This window comes from Gordonia sp. YC-XJ4, assembly GCF_059511865.1.
The window spans coordinates 3,752,522-3,769,518 of the sequence record NZ_CM183447.1; the positions used below are offsets into that span (position 1 = coordinate 3,752,522).

At 68.3% G+C, this 16,997-nt stretch carries 15 protein-coding genes and 1 pseudogene; 7 read left to right on the forward strand and 9 right to left on the reverse strand.

All coding sequences use genetic code 11. The features are described from left to right. Positions 1-43: 43 nt before the first annotated feature. The 5 genes from AC5ZH6_RS16715 to AC5ZH6_RS16735 all read right to left on the reverse strand — a co-directional run bounded on the left by AC5ZH6_RS16715 (position 44) and on the right by AC5ZH6_RS16735 (position 4,431). Complete coding sequence (locus AC5ZH6_RS16715; protein ID WP_020170758.1) at positions 44-541, reverse strand: DUF4334 domain-containing protein; 498 nt, start codon at positions 539-541, stop codon at positions 44-46. Then, the gene (locus AC5ZH6_RS16720) at positions 508-1,575 is read right to left on the reverse strand and encodes a lysophospholipid acyltransferase family protein (RefSeq protein ID WP_288337842.1); all 1,068 of its coding nucleotides are present in this window, start codon (positions 1,573-1,575) and stop codon (positions 508-510) included. Before AC5ZH6_RS16720 ends, AC5ZH6_RS16715 begins: the two co-directional genes overlap by 34 nt. Further along, positions 1,572-2,489 carry a GNAT family N-acetyltransferase gene (locus AC5ZH6_RS16725; protein ID WP_020170757.1) on the reverse strand — a complete coding sequence of 306 codons (918 nt, stop codon included), beginning with the start codon at positions 2,487-2,489 and terminating at the stop codon, positions 1,572-1,574. The genes AC5ZH6_RS16720 and AC5ZH6_RS16725 overlap by 4 nt, the downstream gene beginning before the upstream one ends. 99 nt (positions 2,490-2,588) lie before the next feature. Next, entirely contained in the window at positions 2,589-3,545 is a 957-nt protein-coding gene (locus AC5ZH6_RS16730) for an electron transfer flavoprotein subunit alpha/FixB family protein (protein ID WP_006371765.1), read from the reverse strand. A gap of 100 nt (positions 3,546-3,645) precedes the next feature. Further along, the gene (locus tag AC5ZH6_RS16735; protein WP_006371767.1) at positions 3,646-4,431 is read right to left on the reverse strand and encodes an electron transfer flavoprotein subunit beta/FixA family protein; all 786 of its coding nucleotides are present in this window, start codon (positions 4,429-4,431) and stop codon (positions 3,646-3,648) included. A gap of 140 nt (positions 4,432-4,571) precedes the next feature. Between AC5ZH6_RS16735 and AC5ZH6_RS16740 the strand changes: the two genes are divergently transcribed. Genes AC5ZH6_RS16740 through AC5ZH6_RS16750 form a run of 3 tightly spaced genes read left to right on the forward strand, consistent with a single transcriptional unit; the run spans position 4,572 to position 8,272 of the window. Next, positions 4,572-5,375 (forward strand): class I SAM-dependent methyltransferase, encoded by an 804-nt coding sequence (locus tag AC5ZH6_RS16740; protein ID WP_035728557.1) that lies wholly within the window; start codon positions 4,572-4,574, stop codon positions 5,373-5,375. Positions 5,376-5,378: 3 nt separating this feature from the next. Further along, positions 5,379-6,941, forward strand: a complete 1,563-nt coding sequence (locus AC5ZH6_RS16745; protein WP_288337841.1) for a 1,4-alpha-glucan branching protein domain-containing protein — start codon at positions 5,379-5,381, stop codon at positions 6,939-6,941. Further along, on the forward strand, positions 6,941-8,272 hold the full coding sequence (locus tag AC5ZH6_RS16750) for a glycosyltransferase family 4 protein (RefSeq protein ID WP_026920007.1): 1,332 nt from the start codon (positions 6,941-6,943) through the stop codon (positions 8,270-8,272). The genes AC5ZH6_RS16745 and AC5ZH6_RS16750 overlap by 1 nt, the downstream gene beginning before the upstream one ends. Before the next feature lie 3 nt (positions 8,273-8,275). Here AC5ZH6_RS16750 and AC5ZH6_RS16755 read toward each other — a convergent pair whose 3' ends face one another. Continuing rightward, complete coding sequence (locus AC5ZH6_RS16755; protein WP_006371774.1) at positions 8,276-9,046, reverse strand: acyltransferase; 771 nt, start codon at positions 9,044-9,046, stop codon at positions 8,276-8,278. Positions 9,047-9,162: 116 nt separating this feature from the next. Here AC5ZH6_RS16755 and AC5ZH6_RS16760 point away from each other — a divergent pair, with 116 nt between their 5' ends. Next, positions 9,163-10,497, forward strand: coding sequence for an outer membrane protein assembly factor BamB family protein (locus AC5ZH6_RS16760; RefSeq protein WP_288337840.1), 1,335 nt, complete (start codon positions 9,163-9,165; stop codon positions 10,495-10,497). A gap of 40 nt (positions 10,498-10,537) precedes the next feature. On the opposite strand, the gene AC5ZH6_RS16765 is transcribed toward AC5ZH6_RS16760, so the two are convergent. Continuing rightward, positions 10,538-11,521, reverse strand: a complete 984-nt coding sequence (locus tag AC5ZH6_RS16765) for a GlxA family transcriptional regulator (RefSeq protein WP_079930302.1) — start codon at positions 11,519-11,521, stop codon at positions 10,538-10,540. Between the two features lie 53 nt (positions 11,522-11,574). Here AC5ZH6_RS16765 and AC5ZH6_RS16770 point away from each other — a divergent pair. Then, positions 11,575-12,651 (forward strand): annotated as a pseudogene (locus tag AC5ZH6_RS16770) (MFS transporter); the annotation flags it as partial. 186 nt (positions 12,652-12,837) lie between these two features. Here the strand turns inward: AC5ZH6_RS16770 and AC5ZH6_RS16775 are convergent. Next, complete coding sequence (locus tag AC5ZH6_RS16775) at positions 12,838-14,166, reverse strand: THUMP-like domain-containing protein (protein WP_020170751.1); 1,329 nt, start codon at positions 14,164-14,166, stop codon at positions 12,838-12,840. Between the two features lie 97 nt (positions 14,167-14,263). On the opposite strand from AC5ZH6_RS16775, the gene AC5ZH6_RS16780 reads away from it, so the two are divergent. Together AC5ZH6_RS16780 and AC5ZH6_RS16785 are read left to right on the forward strand one after the other, a co-directional pair. After that, positions 14,264-14,617 (forward strand): hypothetical protein, encoded by a 354-nt coding sequence (locus AC5ZH6_RS16780; protein WP_020170750.1) that lies wholly within the window; start codon positions 14,264-14,266, stop codon positions 14,615-14,617. A 70-nt stretch (positions 14,618-14,687) separates the two neighbouring features. After that, the gene (locus AC5ZH6_RS16785) at positions 14,688-15,869 is read left to right on the forward strand and encodes an alpha/beta hydrolase (protein ID WP_020170749.1); all 1,182 of its coding nucleotides are present in this window, start codon (positions 14,688-14,690) and stop codon (positions 15,867-15,869) included. Positions 15,870-15,964: 95 nt separating this feature from the next. Here AC5ZH6_RS16785 and AC5ZH6_RS16790 read toward each other — a convergent pair whose 3' ends face one another. Then, positions 15,965-16,996 (reverse strand): class I SAM-dependent methyltransferase, encoded by a 1,032-nt coding sequence (locus AC5ZH6_RS16790; RefSeq protein ID WP_211544392.1) that lies wholly within the window; start codon positions 16,994-16,996, stop codon positions 15,965-15,967. Position 16,997: the final 1 nt, after the last annotated feature.

The window sequence follows — 16,997 nt, forward strand, 5'->3', positions numbered from 1 at the left end:
CCCCTTGCCGACCGCTTGGGTACCCGGCAGTTGTAGTCCCGGGTCAGTCCCGGTCGAGGTAGAAGTACAGATGCCGACCGTCGACCACTCCGCCCTTGCCGTTCATGATCCCCATGACGGTGGTGTCGTCGACCTTCTTGAAGTGGTCGATCACCGGCTGGCCGTCGTAGACCATCGAGGCGGTGACCTCACCGCGGAACTCGATCATCCAGAGGCTGGCCTCACCCTTGCCGAGTTCGGTGTTGGAGTACAGATCGCCATCGGCGTTGCGACACACCAGGGGCTGCACCTCGGAGCGGGAGATGAAGGTCTTGCCGTACCAACCGACGCGCGGGAGCATCCCGTTGGCCTTGTGCCCGGTGGTGAATTCGCCACCGCGCCACCGTCCCAGCATCTCCTCGGGGCGCAGGGTCGGCAGCGCCGCCCAGATCGCGTCGAGGTCGGCGTCGTCGACGGTGCCGTCGGCCGCGCGCAGGTCGGCGAATCGGGCACGTGCCTGATCGACGGTCAGCTTCGTCGAGGATGAGAGTGTGTCGGACATGCAGCGGCCCCTTCCGGCCCGGAAAACAACGGTGTCACGCCACGCACAGGCGTTCTGACATCATATATGTTGTTTGATTCCCGATGCCGGAGGGACGCCCGGTCTCCCCGTGGCGCCGATCGGATCAGCTGTTCGCAGCGCGCGGCCATCGTCCGTCGGTCGCCCGAGGGCAGCTGCGGTTCGTGCAGACTGACGTGAACCGCGACGGCCCGCATCCGCAGCACCCGGGCAAGGGTGTCCGCCGGTCCGTCGTCGCCGATGAAACCCGGTTCGGCCGTGGGGATTCCGTCGGCACTGAAGGCGATACCGATGGGCAGGATCGGCACCCCCGCGTCGAGGGCCGATTGGAAGAAGGCCGGCCGGAACCCGCCCTGCGCGCGGCCGCACCACGTGGTGCCCTCCGGGAAGACCGCCACCGACGAATCCCGTTCGAGCCCGGCGACGGCCTCGGAGATCACCGTCGGCAGCATCCGCAGCGAGCCGCGGTCGATACAGATGACGCCCAGTCGCCGAGCGAGCGTCGAGATGCCGGGCATGGCGGCGACATCGGACTTGGCGACGAAGTGCGCGGGCTGCACCACCGCGATCGCCAGGATGTCCAGATATGAGATGTGGTTGGCGACGATCAAGCCGCGGGCGCGCGACGGAAACGGTCGGCGATCGTCGATGACGACGCGGATTCCGATGGCGCGCAACAGCTCTCGTGCCGCCCACCGCAGGTAGGCGCGGCGCACCAGCCGGGGTGTCACGGTGGCCATCAGCCCCACGAGTCCGATCATCACGGCCGTCGTCAGCAGACGGGCGATCCGCAGGGCCACCACGATCGGCCCGACCCGCGGCCCGGCGTCGTCGAGACAGTGCGACCCACACGGGCTCGTCGGATACCACGCGTGCCTCACCTCGACCTCGGTACGCCCCGAGGCGCTCACCTCGCCGGCGGTCGGGAGTTCGGGCGATTCGGCGGGGTGTGGGTCCGCGGGGCCCGGTTCGATCCGCGGGTCCGCGAACGGGACCCGAACGCTGACCGCGGTCACGCCGCGCCCCCGAGCCGGAGGACCGTGTCACGGAGCCGGTCGAGATAGCGGAGGTTGGCACAGTCGAGATCCAGCACCGTCGGGAAATCGCCGACGTCGAAGGCCGGGTCGACCGCCGGGTCGCCACACACCCGCGCACCGAGGCGCAGGTAGGCACGCATCAGCGGCGGAAGCACGACCCTATCCGGCGCAGGGATGTCGTCGAGCGCCACGCCGTCGACCCGTGGACTCTCGTGCGGGCGCACCCGCCACCGTGCGCGGTAACGCTCGTTGAGTTCGTCCCTTGCGCCGCGTAGCGCGCTGCCCCGGGCCGAGCCGTCGACGGCCGGCCCGCCGAGCGGCATCGACACCGACCCCATCAGATAGCGGTAGCCCGACTCCTGCAGGTAGCGCAGGATCGACGCCCACATCAACGCGGTGACCGACCCGTCCCGGTGTCCGGTCGCCACGCAGGCCCGGCCCATCTCGACGGTCATCGAGGCGATCTCGTCCAGTGCGGTCAGGTCGAATTCGGTGGAGCTGTACCAGCCGCCGGCGGCGATGGCGCGGGGCGGCGCCAGCAGCCGGGCGCAGCCGATGATGCCGTGGTCGTCGTGTCGAGCCAGCAGATGTTCACAGTGGTCGTCGAAATGGTCTGCGTCACGGCGGGATTCGGGGTCGCCGATGTCATCGGAGAATCCCGGTTCGGCCGCGAAGACCTCGAACCGGAATCGCTGGGCGGCCGCGATGTCGGCCGGGTCGTCGGTGAGCACGATCCGCAGCGGCCCCGCGTGCACCAGGGTGCGGTGGGACGAGCCACGGTCGGTGCTGGTCAGAGCGGTAGCAGGTCCAGGTGTCATACCTGAGATGAAAGCCAGACCGGGCATCGCGAGTGCGACGGCGGGCCGTCGTGTCGGTGCTGGTCGGGTGAACACGTCCCGCGTGGCCGACGGCAGCGTGAACTCTGCGCAAACACCGAAAGCGCCCCCGGAGATCGGACATCCCGGGGGCGCTGTAGGTGACGCAGGAAGCGACTACTTGCGCTTTTTGACCTCTTCGGTCAGCTGCGGGGCGACGTTGAACAGGTCGCCGACGATACCGAAGTCCGAGATCTCGAAGATCGGGGCCTCTTCGTCCTTGTTGACCGCGACGATGGTCTTCGAGGTCTGCATACCCGCACGATGCTGGATGGCACCGGAGATACCCAGGGCGACGTAGAGCTGCGGCGAGACCGTCTTACCGGTCTGACCGACCTGGAACTGACCCGGGTAGTAGCCGGAGTCGACGGCGGCACGCGAGGCACCCACAGCGGCACCGAGCGAGTCGGCGAGTTCCTCGACCACCGAGAACTTCTCCGCCGACCCGACACCACGACCACCGGAGACCACGATCGAGGCCTCGGTCAGTTCCGGACGATCGCCACCGACGTTCGGCTCGACCTTGGTGATCTTCACCGCGTTCTCCGCCTGCGCGGGAACCTCGACGTCGACGCGCTCACCGGCACCGGCCTGCGGAGCCGCCTCGACACCACCCGGACGGACCGAGAACACCGGCACATCGCCCTTGGCCTGGGCCTCGACGGTGAACGCGCCACCGAAGATCGAGTGGATGCCGATGCCGCCCTCCTTGACGTCGATGACGTCGGCGAGGACTCCCGAGCCCAGCCGAACGGCGAGGCGTCCGGCGATCTCCTTGCCGTCGGCGGTGGCCGCCACGAGGATGCCGGCCGGCGACGCCGACTCGGCGATCGAGGCGAGCACGTCGACCTTCGGGCTGATCAGGTAGGTCGCGGCGTCCTCGGACTCGGCGACGTAGATCTTCTCCGCACCGGCTTCTTTGAGGCCGTCGATGATGCCGTCGGCCTTGCCGGGCGCGCCGACCACGACGGCCGACGGAGCGCCCAACGCGCGGGCGGCGGTGATGAGTTCGCTGGTCACCTTCTTCAGGGCGCCCTCGGCGTCCTGCTCGACCAGAACGAGAACTTCTGCCATTTTCGTTTACTCCTGGATGTATGTGGGGCCCTGCGGAATTCGCACTCGGATGACGCCGGAGCGCAAGCCCGCGGGCACGGTGGTGGTCTGCGGGCCGGTGCTAGATGATCTTCTGCGCGACCAGGTACTCGGCCACCTTCACGCCACCATCACCCTCGTCGGTGACCCGCTCACCCGCGGTCTTCGGCGGCTTCGGGGTGGAGCTGGTGACCTCCGAGCCCGCGTTGGCCAGACCCACCTCGTCGGCCTCGACGTCGATCTCGGCCAGACCAACGACCTGGACCTCTTTCTTCTTCGCGGCCATGATGCCCTTGAAGGAGGGGAAACGCGGCTCGTTGATCTTCTCGTTGACGCTGACGATCGCCGGCAGCTCCGCGGTGATGTGGTAGATGCCGTCGTCGGTCTCACGCTCCCCGGTCAGGGTCTCGCCCTCCAGCGTGAGCTTGCGCAGATGCGTCAGATGCGGCAGCTCAAGGTACTCGGCGATCATCGCCGGGATCGCCCCGACGCGACCGTCGGTGGCCTCATTACCGGCGATCACGAGTTCGACACCCTCGACGGTGCCCAACGCACGCGCGAGCACATACGCGGTCTGCACCGCATCCGAGCCGTGCAGCGCGTCGTCCTTGATGTGAATGGCCTTGTCGGCACCCATCGACAGCGCCTTGCGGATCGCCTCGGTGGCCCGCTCCGGACCAGCCGTCAGCACCGTCACCTCGCCGCCGTTGGCTTCCTTGATCTGCAGCGCTTCCTCGACCGCACGCTCATTGATCTCATCGAGCACCGCGTCGGCGGCCTCACGATCGAGGGTGTAATCGCCGTCGGAGAGCTTGCGCTCGGACCAGGTGTCAGGGACCTGCTTGATCAGAACGACAATATTTGTCATGGGTCTTCGTCGACCTCCTGCGTCGGGTTCGGCAACTTACCGGCGGGTAAGGCCATCGGTCTTCCCCACTTTAGCCCGTCCTATTATCGGGCAGAACATCGACTAGCTCACAAAATGGACGGGAGACTATTGTCGTGCGGATGACCGACGTACACCGGGACGTAACGCCCGGCACGCCGCGGAGCCTGACATCGGACGAACAGCTCGCCCTCACCGGGGAGCGCACGGTCCCCGGTATCCCCGCGGAGAACTATTGGTTCCGTCGTCATGAGGTCGCCTATGCCCACATCGTCGGTAGATGTGCCGCGCGCCGGGTCCTCGAGGCCGGTTCGGGTGAGGGGTACGGCGCGGCGATGCTCGCCGACGCCGGCGCGCAGGTCACCTGCGTGGACTACGACGAGTCGGCCGTCGCCCACACACGTCGTCGGTATCCGCAGGTGGAGATCCGGCAGGGCAATCTGATCGACCTGCCGCTACCCGACGGCTCGGTGGACGTGGTGGTCAACTTCCAGGTGATCGAACACCTGTGGGATCAGCCGGCCTTCCTCACCGAATGCGCGCGCGTCCTGCGACCGGGCGGCGAGCTGCTCATCTCCACCCCCAACCGGATCACCTTCTCCCCGGGCCGCGACACCCCGCTCAACCCGTTTCACACCCGCGAACTCGACGCCGCCGAGTTGAGTGGATTACTCGCCGACGCCGGTTTCACCCTCACCTCGATGCTCGGCGTCCATCACGGCGAACGGCTCGCGGGTCTCGATCGCAAGTGGGGCGGTTCGCTCATCGACGCACAGATCGAACGCGCACTTGCCGGCCAACCCTGGCCCGAGGACTTGGTCGCCGACGTCGCCGGGATCGGCGCGGAGGACTTCGACATCCGTGACGCCGACGACGCCGACATCGACGCCAGTCTGGATCTGCTCGCGATCGCGATGCGGTCGTAGCGCGTGCCCACCCCGCACCGGACCCCGCCGTCCCCCGTCCCGGGCCAGTTCACCCTGGTCCTGCACTCGCATCTGCCGTGGTTGGCCAACCACGGCAGATGGCCCGTCGGCGAGGAATGGCTGTATCAGTCATGGGCCGCCTCGTATCTGCCGGTGTTCGCGATGCTGCGACGACTGGCCGCCGACGGTTTCTCCGACATGGTCTCGCTCGGGATCACCCCGGTGCTCGCCGCACAGCTCGACGACCCGCACTGCACGGCGTCGATGTATGAGTGGTTGGCCGACTGGCGGTTGCGGGCGATGGAGGCGGCCGTCGACGCCGACACCGACCGGCGTGCCCTGGGTCTGCGTGAACATCGCAGCGCGACACAGGCATTGGCCGAATTCGAGCGCCATTGGCGTCTCGGGGGCGCCGCGACGATCCGACAGGTGGCCGACAGCGGCGTCGCCGAGATCCTCGGCGGGCCGCTCGCCCATCCGTTCGCACCGTTGCTCGACGCCCGGTTGCGGCGATTCTCCCTGGGCGAAGGCCTCGCCGATGCCCACTTACGCTGGGGCACAAGACCGCACGGGATCTGGGCTCCCGAATGCGCCTTCGCCCCGGGAATGGAAACCGAGTACGCCGCCGCGGGCGTCGGCCACTTCATGGTCGACGGCCCGACGCTGCGCGGGGACACCGCACTCGGACGGCCCGTCGGCACCGGCGACGTCCTGGCCTTCGGCCGTGACCTGACCGTCAGCTACCGGGTGTGGTCCCCGAAATCGGGGTATCCGGGGCACGCCGCGTATCGCGATTTCCACACCTACGATCACGCAACCGGGCTCAAGCCGTCCCGGGTGACCGGCAAAACCGTGGCCGCCCAGGACAAGAAGCCCTACGACCCGCAGCGCGCCGATGCGGTGATCGACCGCCACGTCGACGACTTCATCGGCCATGTCCGCCGACGCCTGATCTCCGAGTCGCAGCGCATCGGACGGCCGGCGCTGGTGGTCGCGGCCTTCGACACCGAGTTGTTCGGTCATTGGTGGCACGAGGGACCGGTCTGGCTCGAGCGCGTGCTGCGCAGGCTGCCCGAGGCGGGCGTGCAGGTGGGCACCCTCGCCGGCGCCGCCGCACACGGCTATGTCGGTGCGCCCGTGGATCTTCCGCCCTCGTCGTGGGGATCAGGCAAGGACTGGCGGGTCTGGGAGGGGCCGCAGGTGTCGCATCTCGTGCAGCTCAACGCCGAGGTGAGCCGGACCGCTCTCGACGCGGTCGACAAGATCGTCGACCCGCGGGCGGGCCGCCACCACGTCGCCGACCAGATCGTCCGTGAAGCGCTGCTGACGGTCTCGTCGGACTGGCCGTTCATGGTGTCCAAGGACACCGCCGCCGACTACGCGATCGGCCGGGCCCATACCCACGCCCACGCGACCCGCGAGATCGTCGACGCCGCCCTGCGTGGCCGCGCCGTCGCGGCGGAGAGGCTGCGCCGCAACTGGTCTCGCGCCGACAACCTGTTCGCCGACCTCGACGCGCGCCGACTGCTCGAGATCACCGACACCACCACCGGGCGGTGCCGGTGATGCGTGTCCTGCTCATCTCGTGGGAGTACCCACCGGTCGTCGTCGGCGGGCTGGGTCGTCACGTGCACCACCTGGCCACCGAGTTGGCCGGCCTCGGCCACGACGTCGTCGTCCTCACCCGCCGTCCCTCGGGTACCGATGCGGTGTCACATCCGACGACCGATCGCGTCGTCGACGGGGTGCGGGTGATCGCGGTGGCCGAGGACCCGCCGGAGTTCTCCTTCGGCACCGACATGATGGCCTGGACATTGGCGATGGGCCACGGTTTCATCCGCGCGGGGCTGACGATCCTCGCCGGCGAGCGGGGGTCACGGGCGACGAGTTGGACCCCCGAGGTCGTCCACGCGCACGATTGGATCGTGGCGCACCCGGCCATCGCGCTCGCCGAGATCTTCGACGTACCACTGATCTCCACGATTCACGCAACCGAGGCGGGACGCCACAGCGGGTGGGTCAGCGGCCGGATCAACCGCCAGGTCCACTCGGTGGAATGGTGGCTGGCGACCGACTCCGACGCCCTGATCACATGCTCGGAGTCGATGCGCGACGAGGTGACCCGCCTGTTCGGCCCGTCGGTGCCCGACTCGTCGGTGCCTGACCCTGCCGGCATCGTGCGCCCTGTTCCGGGCCCCCGCCTCGCCGATATCACGGTGATCCACAACGGCATCGATATCCGCGCGTGGCCGTTCGCGCCGCGGCCGACGCCGACGGGTCCCGCCGAGTTGCTCTTCGCCGGCCGGCTCGAATACGAGAAGGGCGTGCAGGACCTCCTCGCCGCACTCCCCCGTATCCGTCGTACCCACCCGGGCACGACGCTGACCATCGCCGGCACCGGAACACAGCTGGAGTGGCTGACCGAGCAGGCCCGCCGACATCGGGTCGGGCGTGCGGTGACCTTTCTCGGCGCGGTCGATCATCAGGGCCTGGTGGAGTTGATGCATCGGTGCGCCGCGATCGTGCTGCCGAGCCGCTACGAACCGTTCGGGATCGTGGCACTCGAGGCCGCGGCGACCGGCATTCCCCTGGTGACCTCCACCGCGGGCGGCCTGGGTGAGGCGGTCCGCGGCGGGGTGACCGGCCTGTCGTTCGAGCCCGCCGATGTTGCCGGACTGGCCGCGGCGGTGCGGACAACCCTGACCGATCCCGACTCGTCGGCGCAGCGCGCCCGGCGGGCGCGGGCACGGTTGTCGGAGGATTTCGCGTGGACGGAGGTCGCGGCGCGCACCGCGTCCGTCTACGCCTCGGCCAAACGCCGGGTGCGCCAACCGTCGGGGCGACCGATCATCGCGCAACGCCCACTGCCCGAACGAGACCCGGCGCAGCCGGAGTGAGCTCTACTTCTCCGACTGCGCCTTCTTGCGCTCGATGTCGGCCTGCGCCTTCTTGCGCTCGATGTCGGCGAGTGCGCGTTCGAGTTCCGCGCGCTGGGCGGCGTTGGCATCCCACGCATCCTTGCGGTTCTTGACGACCCGGGCCGGCGCACCGACCGCGATCGAGTAGTCGGGGATCTCCCCGCGTACCACCGCATGTGAGCCGAGCACGCACCCGCGTCCGACGATCGTGTTGCGCAGCACCGACACCTTGGCCGCGATCCAGGTGTCGGGCCCGATGCGCACCGGCCCCTTGACGATTCCCTGATCCTTGATCGGCAAGGTGATGTCGTCCATCCGGTGGTCGAAATCGCAGATGTAGCACCAGTCGGCGATCAGCGTCGAGCCACCGATCTCCAGGTCCAGGTAGGAGTTGACGACGTTGTTGCATCCGAACACGGTCTTGTCGCCGATGCGCAGGCTGCCCTCGTGCGCGCGGATGGAATTGCCGTCGCCGATGTGCACCCAGCGACCGATCTCCATCCGGCTCAACTCGGGGGTCGCATGGATCTCCACATTGCGCCCCAGGAACACCATGCCGCGCAACACGATGTGGGGATTGGCGAGCCGGAACCGCGCCAACCGCAGGTATCGCACGAGATACCACGGCGTATATGCCCGATTCCGCAGCACCCACCGCAGGGAGTCGAGGCTGACGAATCGAGCCTGCGCCGGATCCCGACGTCGCCCCGCCCGCCACCTCGACCGGTAGCTGGCATTCCACATCGTCGTCATGGATGGCCACCATAATCGACTCCCCCGGCCTGGCCGTCGTCGGCGGGCCACACGATAGGCTCTACCGTTGGCGCCGCCGGTGCGAGGTTCCGACGGCCAGGCGAAGAGGAGCTCCGATGGCGGTTGCCCGACGGTCACGTGCCCGAGGCCGGTTTCCGGCGCTCGTCGCCGTGGTACTCGGTCTGGTGACCGCGATGGCACTGTCGTCCTGTTCGGACGGGCACATCGACATCCGTTCCGTCTACGGCGCGGGATGGTCGAGTTTCGGCGGCAACGCCGGCAATTCGAACTTCGTCTACCCCACCGTCCCCGATGATCTCGCGTTGAGCTGGACCCGTCCGACCGGCGGCACGGTGACCGCGCCGGTGACCATCTCGGCGACCGGCAATGTGGGCGTCACGTCGAACTCCTCGGGGTGCGACCTGTTGGTGCTCGATCAGCGCAACGGCCGCAAGAACTTCTGCAAGAACATGCGCGACGGCGTGGCCTCCAACGCGATGCTCACCGATCAATACGATCAGCCCTACATCGGCGAGGAGACCACATTCCTCGCCTTCAACGCCGGCGGCGCGATCCGCTGGCGGATGCCGGTGATCGGGGTACCACTCTCGGCGAAGTTCGCCGACAGCGGGGTGGTCCTCGTCGTCACCACGCAAGGTCAGATCCTGCTGCTCGACACCCAGACCTCGAACCCCGTTGCCCCGGAGGTGCGCCTGCGCCCGGAGGCCGATCCGGGGGATCCGCTGTACGGCTTCGGTGACTGCGTCACCAACGGTCCCCGCTGTACGGTCCCCGCACCACCCGCGGTCGACGTCGCCCATCAACGCTTCTTCCTCAACGTCTGGCCGACCGGCGCGATCGCGAGCGAGATCCGCGGTTTCTCCTATGCCGCCACCGACGGCAAGCGCACGGTGACCGAACTGTGGAAGGCCCAGGTGCCCGGCGGGGTCATCGGGCCGGCGACGGTCTCGGCGGACGGCGCGACCATCTACGCCTTCAGCAGGCTCGGCCAGATCGTGGCACTCGACGCGGCCACCGGCCGGACCCGCTGGACCTACGACAACAGCGGCTACGGTTTTGCCACCATGACGGTCTCGCCGGATGGCCTGATCATTCCGACGGGCGTGATCGGGGCACCGCTGACCCTGCTGCGCGACGAGGGCAACCGCGCCGAAAAGGTGTGGCAGCGTGATGATCTCGCCACCGTGAGCCTTTCGGCCCTGACCAGTGCCGGTACCGCGTGGACCGTGGTTCGCGACGCGGGTGCGCAGACATTGTCGCTGACCGAGGTGTCGACCACCGACGGCAAGACGAAACGGTCGGTGCCGCTGCCGGATTCGGGTGGGTTCGCCACCGGGATCGCGGTGTCGTCGTCCGGTCAGATCGCCACCGCCACCAATATCGGCGAGGTGTATTTCTTCGACAGCAAGCGCAACATCGCCGGACAATAGACCTGCGAGCCGGTGATGCCGGCCCACGGGCGCAGTCGGCTCACGCTCCGCGAAAGGTCTTGCGGTACGCCGACGGAGCCATGCCGAGCTCGTTGCGCAGATGGTGCCGCAGGTTGTCCGCCGACCCCAGGCCCGACCGCTGCGCGATCTCGTCGATCGAGGCGCCCGTGGTCTCGAGCAGTTCGCGCGCGAGATCGAGTCGCCGGTCACGCAGCCACGATCCCGGCGCCGTTCCGGTCTCCTCCCGGAATCGGCGGATGAAGGTGCGGACACTCAGATGCGCATGCGCGGCAAGCCGTTCCACGCTCAGCGCCTCGTCGAGGTGGGTCAGCGCCCACTCCCGCGTGGCCTGCGTGAGGTGACCGGCGTCGTCGGGGACCCCGCGCTCGATGAATTGTCCCTGACCGCCCTCGCGCCACGGCGGGACGACGCAGTGCCGCGCGACCCGATTGGCGACCGCGGCGCCGTGATCGCGACGGATGATGTGCAGACACAGGTCGATTCCCGCCGCCAACCCCGCCGAGCTGAGGATCCGGCCCTCGTCGACATAGAGGACCGACTCATCCAGTGCCACATCGGGGTACAGCCTTCGGAAGTCGTCGGCGTAGCGCCAGTGGGTGGTGGCACGGCGACCGTCGAGGAAGCCTGCGGCGGCGAGCAGGAACGCCCCGGTACAGATCGACACGATCCGGGTGTCGGGACGGATCCGTGCCAACGCCGCGGCCACGCCGTCGGGCATCGTCGCCCGTCGACGGCAGTTCTCGTCACGGGTGCCCGGGACGATCACGGTGTCGGCCGTTGCGATCGCCTCCGGCCCCGCTCCCGCGATCAGCTGATAGGCGGTGGTGGTCGCCACCGGCCCCGGGGTGATGGACACCGTCGTCACCTCGTACAACGCGCGCCCGGCCTCGTCAGACGCCTGCCCGAACAGCAGGGGCGGGATGGTCGCATCGAAGCCGACCACGGGTGGCACGAGCAGTACCGCCACCCGGTGCGGAACCGGCGTGGCACAATTTTCCGACATATTGGCAATCATGCCAGTGGCACGTGGTCTTGGCCATCCCCGATGCTGTTCGGGTGACCACCGATACCCGCCGTGCCGGGCCACCCGCACGCCCGCGACGCCGGCCGCACTGGGCGTGGATCGTCGCCGCCGTCAGCTTCGTCGCGATCCTCGGCGCTGCCGGATTCCGCGCCGTGCCCAGCGTCATGATGGATCCGCTGCACATGGAGTTCGGCTGGTCGCACGCCACGGTCGGCTTGGCGATGTCGATCAACATGGTGCTGTTCGGCGTCACCGCTCCGTTCGCGGCGGCACTCATGGATCGCTTCGGGGTCCGGCCGATCCTGACCATCGCGCTGGTCCTCATCGCCGCCGGCACCGGTCTGGGTGTCTTCATGACGGCGAGCTGGCAGTTGCTGGTGTTGTGGGGGATGCTCGTCGGACTCGGCACCGGGTCGATCTCGATGGGCTTCGTCGCGACCGTGTCCACTCGGTGGTTCGTCGAACGCCGCGGCCTGGTGACCGGAGTGCTGACCGCCGCGTCGGCGACCGGCCAGCTCATCTTCTTGCCGATCGTCGCCCACCTCACCGACTCCCACGGGTGGCGCGTCGCGTCGATCGTCGTCACCGTGGCCGCCCTGGCCGTGGTGCCACTGGTCCTGCTGTTCATCCGCGACCGGCCCGCCGACGTCGGCACCACCGCCTACGGCGCTCCTCCCGGTAGCGAGGACTCGGTACTACCCACTCGTGGATTCGGTGCCGCCGCAAGCGGATTGCTCCAGGGCATGCGAGTGCGCGCCTTCTGGCTGCTGGCGGCGAGTTTCGCGATCTGCGGGGCCACCACCAACGGTCTGATCGGTACACATTTCATCCCGGCCGCGCACGACCATGGCATGCCGACGACCGTCGCCGCCTCGCTGCTCGCCACGATCGGCATCTTCGACGTCGCGGGCACGGTGTTCTCCGGGTGGCTCACCGATCGTGTCGATCCTCGCGTCCTTCTCGTCGTCTACTACCTCGGACGGGGCCTGTCCCTACTCCTGCTGCCACTGCTGCTGTCTCCCCACGCCGAACCGAGCACCTGGGTGTTCATCATCTTCTACGGATTGGACTGGGTCGCAACGGTTCCGCCGACGATTGCGATCTGCCGCCACTACTTCGGCGCCGACACGCCGGTGGTGTTCGGCTGGGTCTTCGCCTTCCATCAGGTGGGGGCGGCCGTCGCCGCCTTCGGCGCCGGCTACATCCGCGACGCACAGGGCTCCTACGACAACGCTTTCCACGTGGCCGCCGCCCTGTGCGTGATCGCTGCCGGATGCTGTGCGGCGATCCGGCTTTCAGCCCGCCCGGACGCCGGGCTCGCAGACGAAGCCAACCCCCTTGCGGCCGATCCGGGTGAGCACCAGCGCCAGCGGACGGGAACCCTTGAGCTTGAGCCGCTTTCGAAGCGAGTCCGGGTCGACGTCGAGGCCGCGGACGAGGATCTCCAGTGAACCGCAGTCATACGAGGCGAGCGCTTTGCGGAGCACCTTCTCCCCTGTCGAGGGCAGGCGCTCGATGATGCGGAAACCGCGCTCACCGTCGGGCACCGAATCGCCGGTCAGATAGGCGATGTGCGGATCGATCTGCCAGAGCCCGTGCCGATGCGCATAGTGGCGCACCAGACCCGCGCGCACCACCGCTCCGTCCGGATCGAGGAGGAACGTCCCGGGGTCACCCACGGCGACATCGTCGGACTCGGCGTCGGTGATCTCCCACACCCGCACCGTGCCGTCGGCGTCGGTACGCATCACCGTGGCCCGACGCCCATCGTCGATCCCCGGGCCCGACCACAGACAAGCTTCGCGCACCGACGAATCCAGCGACGTCACCTGCACCTGACCGGCGAACCCGAACCGGTCGCGCAACACCTGATAGTCCAGTCCCGGAGCGCATTTCACGACCAGTGGCCGCCCGGCGTAGGTCATCAGCACATCGAGAAGCGGCGGTGTCAGGGCATCGAGACGGAAGACGCGGCCGGTACCCGAACGGCGAGCCGGGTCGGCGAGGAACACATCGGCTCTCGACGTCGGCGTGAGGGCGTCGGCGACGAGCAGCGTCGGGACCCGGCCCGTACCGATCGCCATGCTCTTCGGGTCCACAGCGCTTCGTTGGGTCACCGTGTTCTGTTGGACCCCCGTGCTCTGTTGGACCCCCGTGCTCTGTTGGACCACCGTGCTCTGTTGGACCACCGTGTTGTGCCGCGCCATGGCCAGTCGTACGCGGTCGAGATCACTGCCGATCACCCCACCGATTCCCGGAACAGCGGCCAGCTCGATCAGCTCACCGCCGATTGAGCAGGTGACGTCGTGGACCACTGCCCCTGGCCAGCGGGTGGCGATCTCGGTGGCCCGGTGCCCGGCCACCGGGGATGCGGTCGCCTGTTGCAGGGCATCGTCGGTGAGCAGGAGATCGTCGGCGTGGCGCAGCTTTCCGGCCGCGCGCCGACGGCACCGCACGGTCTCGATCAGTGCTGCGTCGTGCGGGGCATAACGGCTGCGCGCCTCGGTGACGTCGGCGAGCATCGACCGATCGGTCAGCGGCAACGCCGACACCATCTCGAGGGCCTTCGCCCCGTGTCGCGACCGTAGGAAGGCCACATCGTCTACCCCGAACCGGTACCCCATCGCCTCAATACTCCCCCGGGCCATCACCCTTGCTCAAGGTTAGGTCACCCTTTGACTTATTAGGTAACCCTCAGTGATGATGTCGGCCATGGGAAGAATGAGAAGAACAGTCGTCCTCGCCCTCGCCGGCACGGCCACCGCCGCCGGCGGACTCGTGGTCGGTACCGGCGCGGCCGCTGCCGCGCTCCCCGACGGGGCGTACCGGCTGTGTGTACACACCCAATACGGCAGCTCGGTCGAGCAACGCTGTGGTGACTACACCGTCGAGGGCGACAAGCTGATCGGGACGGCGGGCACCCTCGACCTGGTGAGTACGCCCTGGGGCGCCTACGCCGACATCCCGCCGGTCAGCCGGATCACCTTCGTCAAGACCGGTACCGGCTACCAGGCGATCAACTCGGTTCTCGGCGTCCCGGTCGCGACCTCGACGTTCACCCCGGTCGCCGACTGATCGGCCGCACACGCCGCTCTCCGGGAGCAGCGGTCATGACCTTCGACGAGCCAGCCGTTAGTCTCACGTCGTGGCATCGACAGACGACCGTCCGGCCGAACTCTCGGGTCCGCCCACCACACGTGCTGCGTGGTGGGCGGATCTGCCTGTCGCGCAGCGAGAACGGTTGCACACCGAGCATCCGGAGTGGATCGGTAACAGCGACGGGATCCCGGCCGCGGACCGCGATCTCGCGAATCGCGCGATGCTGCCCACGGTCCGCGACGGTCTGGAGAAGCAGAGCCGCACATTGGCAGAACGTCTCGCCGACAACCGATTCGGCGGTACGTTCACCTCCGATGACTCGCGCAAGTGGTACGTCGACGCGAAGATCGCCGACATCGGGGCCATCGAACGGGAGCTCCGCCGCTCCGAGCCGGCCCATCCGCGGCTGCTCATCTCGTTCGACATGCACAGCGGTGAGCGCGGGCACGCCGCGGTGGCCATCGGCAATCCCGACTCCGCCGACCACATCGGCGTCACCACCCCCGGTTTGGGGACCACCGTGCACCCGTCCCTGACCGGCGATTTGCCCTACCAGGGCATGGGCGGTGAGGGGCGCCTGCTGCGCGAGGAGACCCTGCGCCAGCTGGCCATCGTCGGACGCCCCACCGAGACCGTCGCCGCGATCGCCTGGATCGGTTATGACACACCGAATTTCAAGGGACCGGGTCGCCGCGTCTCCACGGCCCGCGGCGCTATGCATGTCGCCACGTCGAGCAAGGCGCGCGACACCGCACCGATCCTGTCGCGGTTCTTCGCCGGCCTCGTCGCGGCGTCGGATCGCCGACCCCACCTGGTTGCCCTGGGCCACTCGTACGGGTCACTGGTCACCGCCGAGGCCCTCCGTCTGACCCATGGCCTCATCGACGACGTCATCTTCTACGGCTCTCCCGGCCTCGGCGGTGACCGCGGATTCGACCTCGATTACACGCCGGAGAGTTTCAATCTCGTGTCCGGTGCCGCTTATGTCCTGAAGAACGATGACGACCAGATCGCCGACCTCGGACTGTTCGGCAGCGACCCCGTCGAGAGCCCGTCGCTCATCCGCCTCGCCACCCGCGCCGGCGTCGATCGCACCGGTGTCCGGCGCGTCGGCTCGGCCGGCCACGCCACCTACACGCGCGACGTCGAGGGGAAATCGACGATGGCCCAATACAATATGGCCGCCGTGCTCGGGCAGATGCCCGAGCACCTGATCACTGGGTGGTGAGGGCCGAAAACCGTTCTTCCCCAAGACTTTCGTTCTTCCGCTGGAGATTTCTTACGGAAGAGTGAAAGTCTTGGGGAAGAACAGTCACACCTGGGCTAACTGGGCTTGTACCCGCTGACCACGACGTTGTAGAAGAACTTCGGCGGCACCACCTTGCGCAGGACGTTCTCGTCGAGCCACGTCAGGCGCTTCCACGAGCCGAACGCGAAACCGGCCCAGCCCCAACCGAGTTTGCCCGGCGGCACCGCGGCCTCGAAGGTACGGACCGGCCAGCCGAGCATCGCCGCGGCGAACTCCTCGGTCGCGGTCTGCACCGACGACGCTCCCGCCGACCGGGCGATGCCCGCCAACTCGTCGGGATCGAAGGTGTGGATGTCGACGACAGCCTCGAGCGCGGCGGCACGCGAGGACTCGTCGAGCTCCTCCTGCGGGCGGCGCCACGACTGCAGCGGACCGAGCTTGGTGAGGTTCGTCGTCAGGTACCAGGTGGCCCGGCTCATCCACCGGGCGTAGAAGTCACCGATCGTCGACGGCTCACCGGCGAAGACGAACCGCCCGCCCGGCTTGAGCACCCGCAACACCTCGCGCAACGCCTGCTCGACGTCCGGAATGTGGTGCAGCACAGCGTGTCCGACGACGAGGTCGAAGGTGTTGTCGTCGTAGGGGATCTTCTCGGCATCGGCGACCCGGCCGTCGACCTCGAGTCCGAGGTTCTCGGCGTTGCGCAGCGCCACCTTCACCATGCCCGGCGACAGGTCGGTGACCGACCCCTTCTCGGCCACCCCGGACTGCATGAGGTTCAGCAGGAAAAAGCCGGTGCCGCAACCGAGTTCCATCGCCCGCCCATAGGGCAGCCCGCTCGCTGCGCTCCCGGCGGCAGAATCACTCGCCGGCACCGCGTCGAACCGGCCGCGCGCGTAATCGATACAGCGTTCGTCGAAGCTGATCGACCACTTCTCGTCGTAGGTCTCGGCCTCCCAGTCGTGATAGAGCACCTGCGCGAGCTTGGTGTCGGTCAGCGCCGCCGCGACCTCCTCGGCGCTGGCGTGCGGGTTGGGCGCCGGATCAACCGGCGACCCGGCACCCGTCTCGTTGTCCGTCTCCGGCTCGTTCTCGGTGGTCGTCATG

Excerpts from the sequence above, each read along its gene's own strand:
- AC5ZH6_RS16715 (WP_020170758.1), bottom strand. The coding sequence starts at position 541 with ATGTCCGACACACTCTCATCCTCGACGAAGCTGACCGTCGATCAGGCA.
- AC5ZH6_RS16730 (WP_006371765.1), bottom strand. The coding sequence starts at position 3,545 with ATGGCAGAAGTTCTCGTTCTGGTCGAGCAGGACGCCGAGGGCGCCCTG.
- AC5ZH6_RS16735 (WP_006371767.1), bottom strand. The coding sequence starts at position 4,431 with ATGACAAATATTGTCGTTCTGATCAAGCAGGTCCCTGACACCTGGTCC.
- AC5ZH6_RS16740 (WP_035728557.1), top strand. The coding sequence starts at position 4,572 with ATGACCGACGTACACCGGGACGTAACGCCCGGCACGCCGCGGAGCCTG.
- AC5ZH6_RS16750 (WP_026920007.1), top strand. The coding sequence starts at position 6,941 with ATGCGTGTCCTGCTCATCTCGTGGGAGTACCCACCGGTCGTCGTCGGC.
- AC5ZH6_RS16755 (WP_006371774.1), bottom strand. The coding sequence starts at position 9,046 with ATGACGACGATGTGGAATGCCAGCTACCGGTCGAGGTGGCGGGCGGGG.
- AC5ZH6_RS16760 (WP_288337840.1), top strand. The coding sequence starts at position 9,163 with ATGGCGGTTGCCCGACGGTCACGTGCCCGAGGCCGGTTTCCGGCGCTC.
- AC5ZH6_RS16765 (WP_079930302.1), bottom strand. The coding sequence starts at position 11,521 with ATGTCGGAAAATTGTGCCACGCCGGTTCCGCACCGGGTGGCGGTACTG.
- AC5ZH6_RS16775 (WP_020170751.1), bottom strand. The coding sequence starts at position 14,166 with ATGGGGTACCGGTTCGGGGTAGACGATGTGGCCTTCCTACGGTCGCGA.
- AC5ZH6_RS16780 (WP_020170750.1), top strand. The coding sequence starts at position 14,264 with ATGAGAAGAACAGTCGTCCTCGCCCTCGCCGGCACGGCCACCGCCGCC.
- AC5ZH6_RS16790 (WP_211544392.1), bottom strand. The coding sequence starts at position 16,996 with ATGACGACCACCGAGAACGAGCCGGAGACGGACAACGAGACGGGTGCC.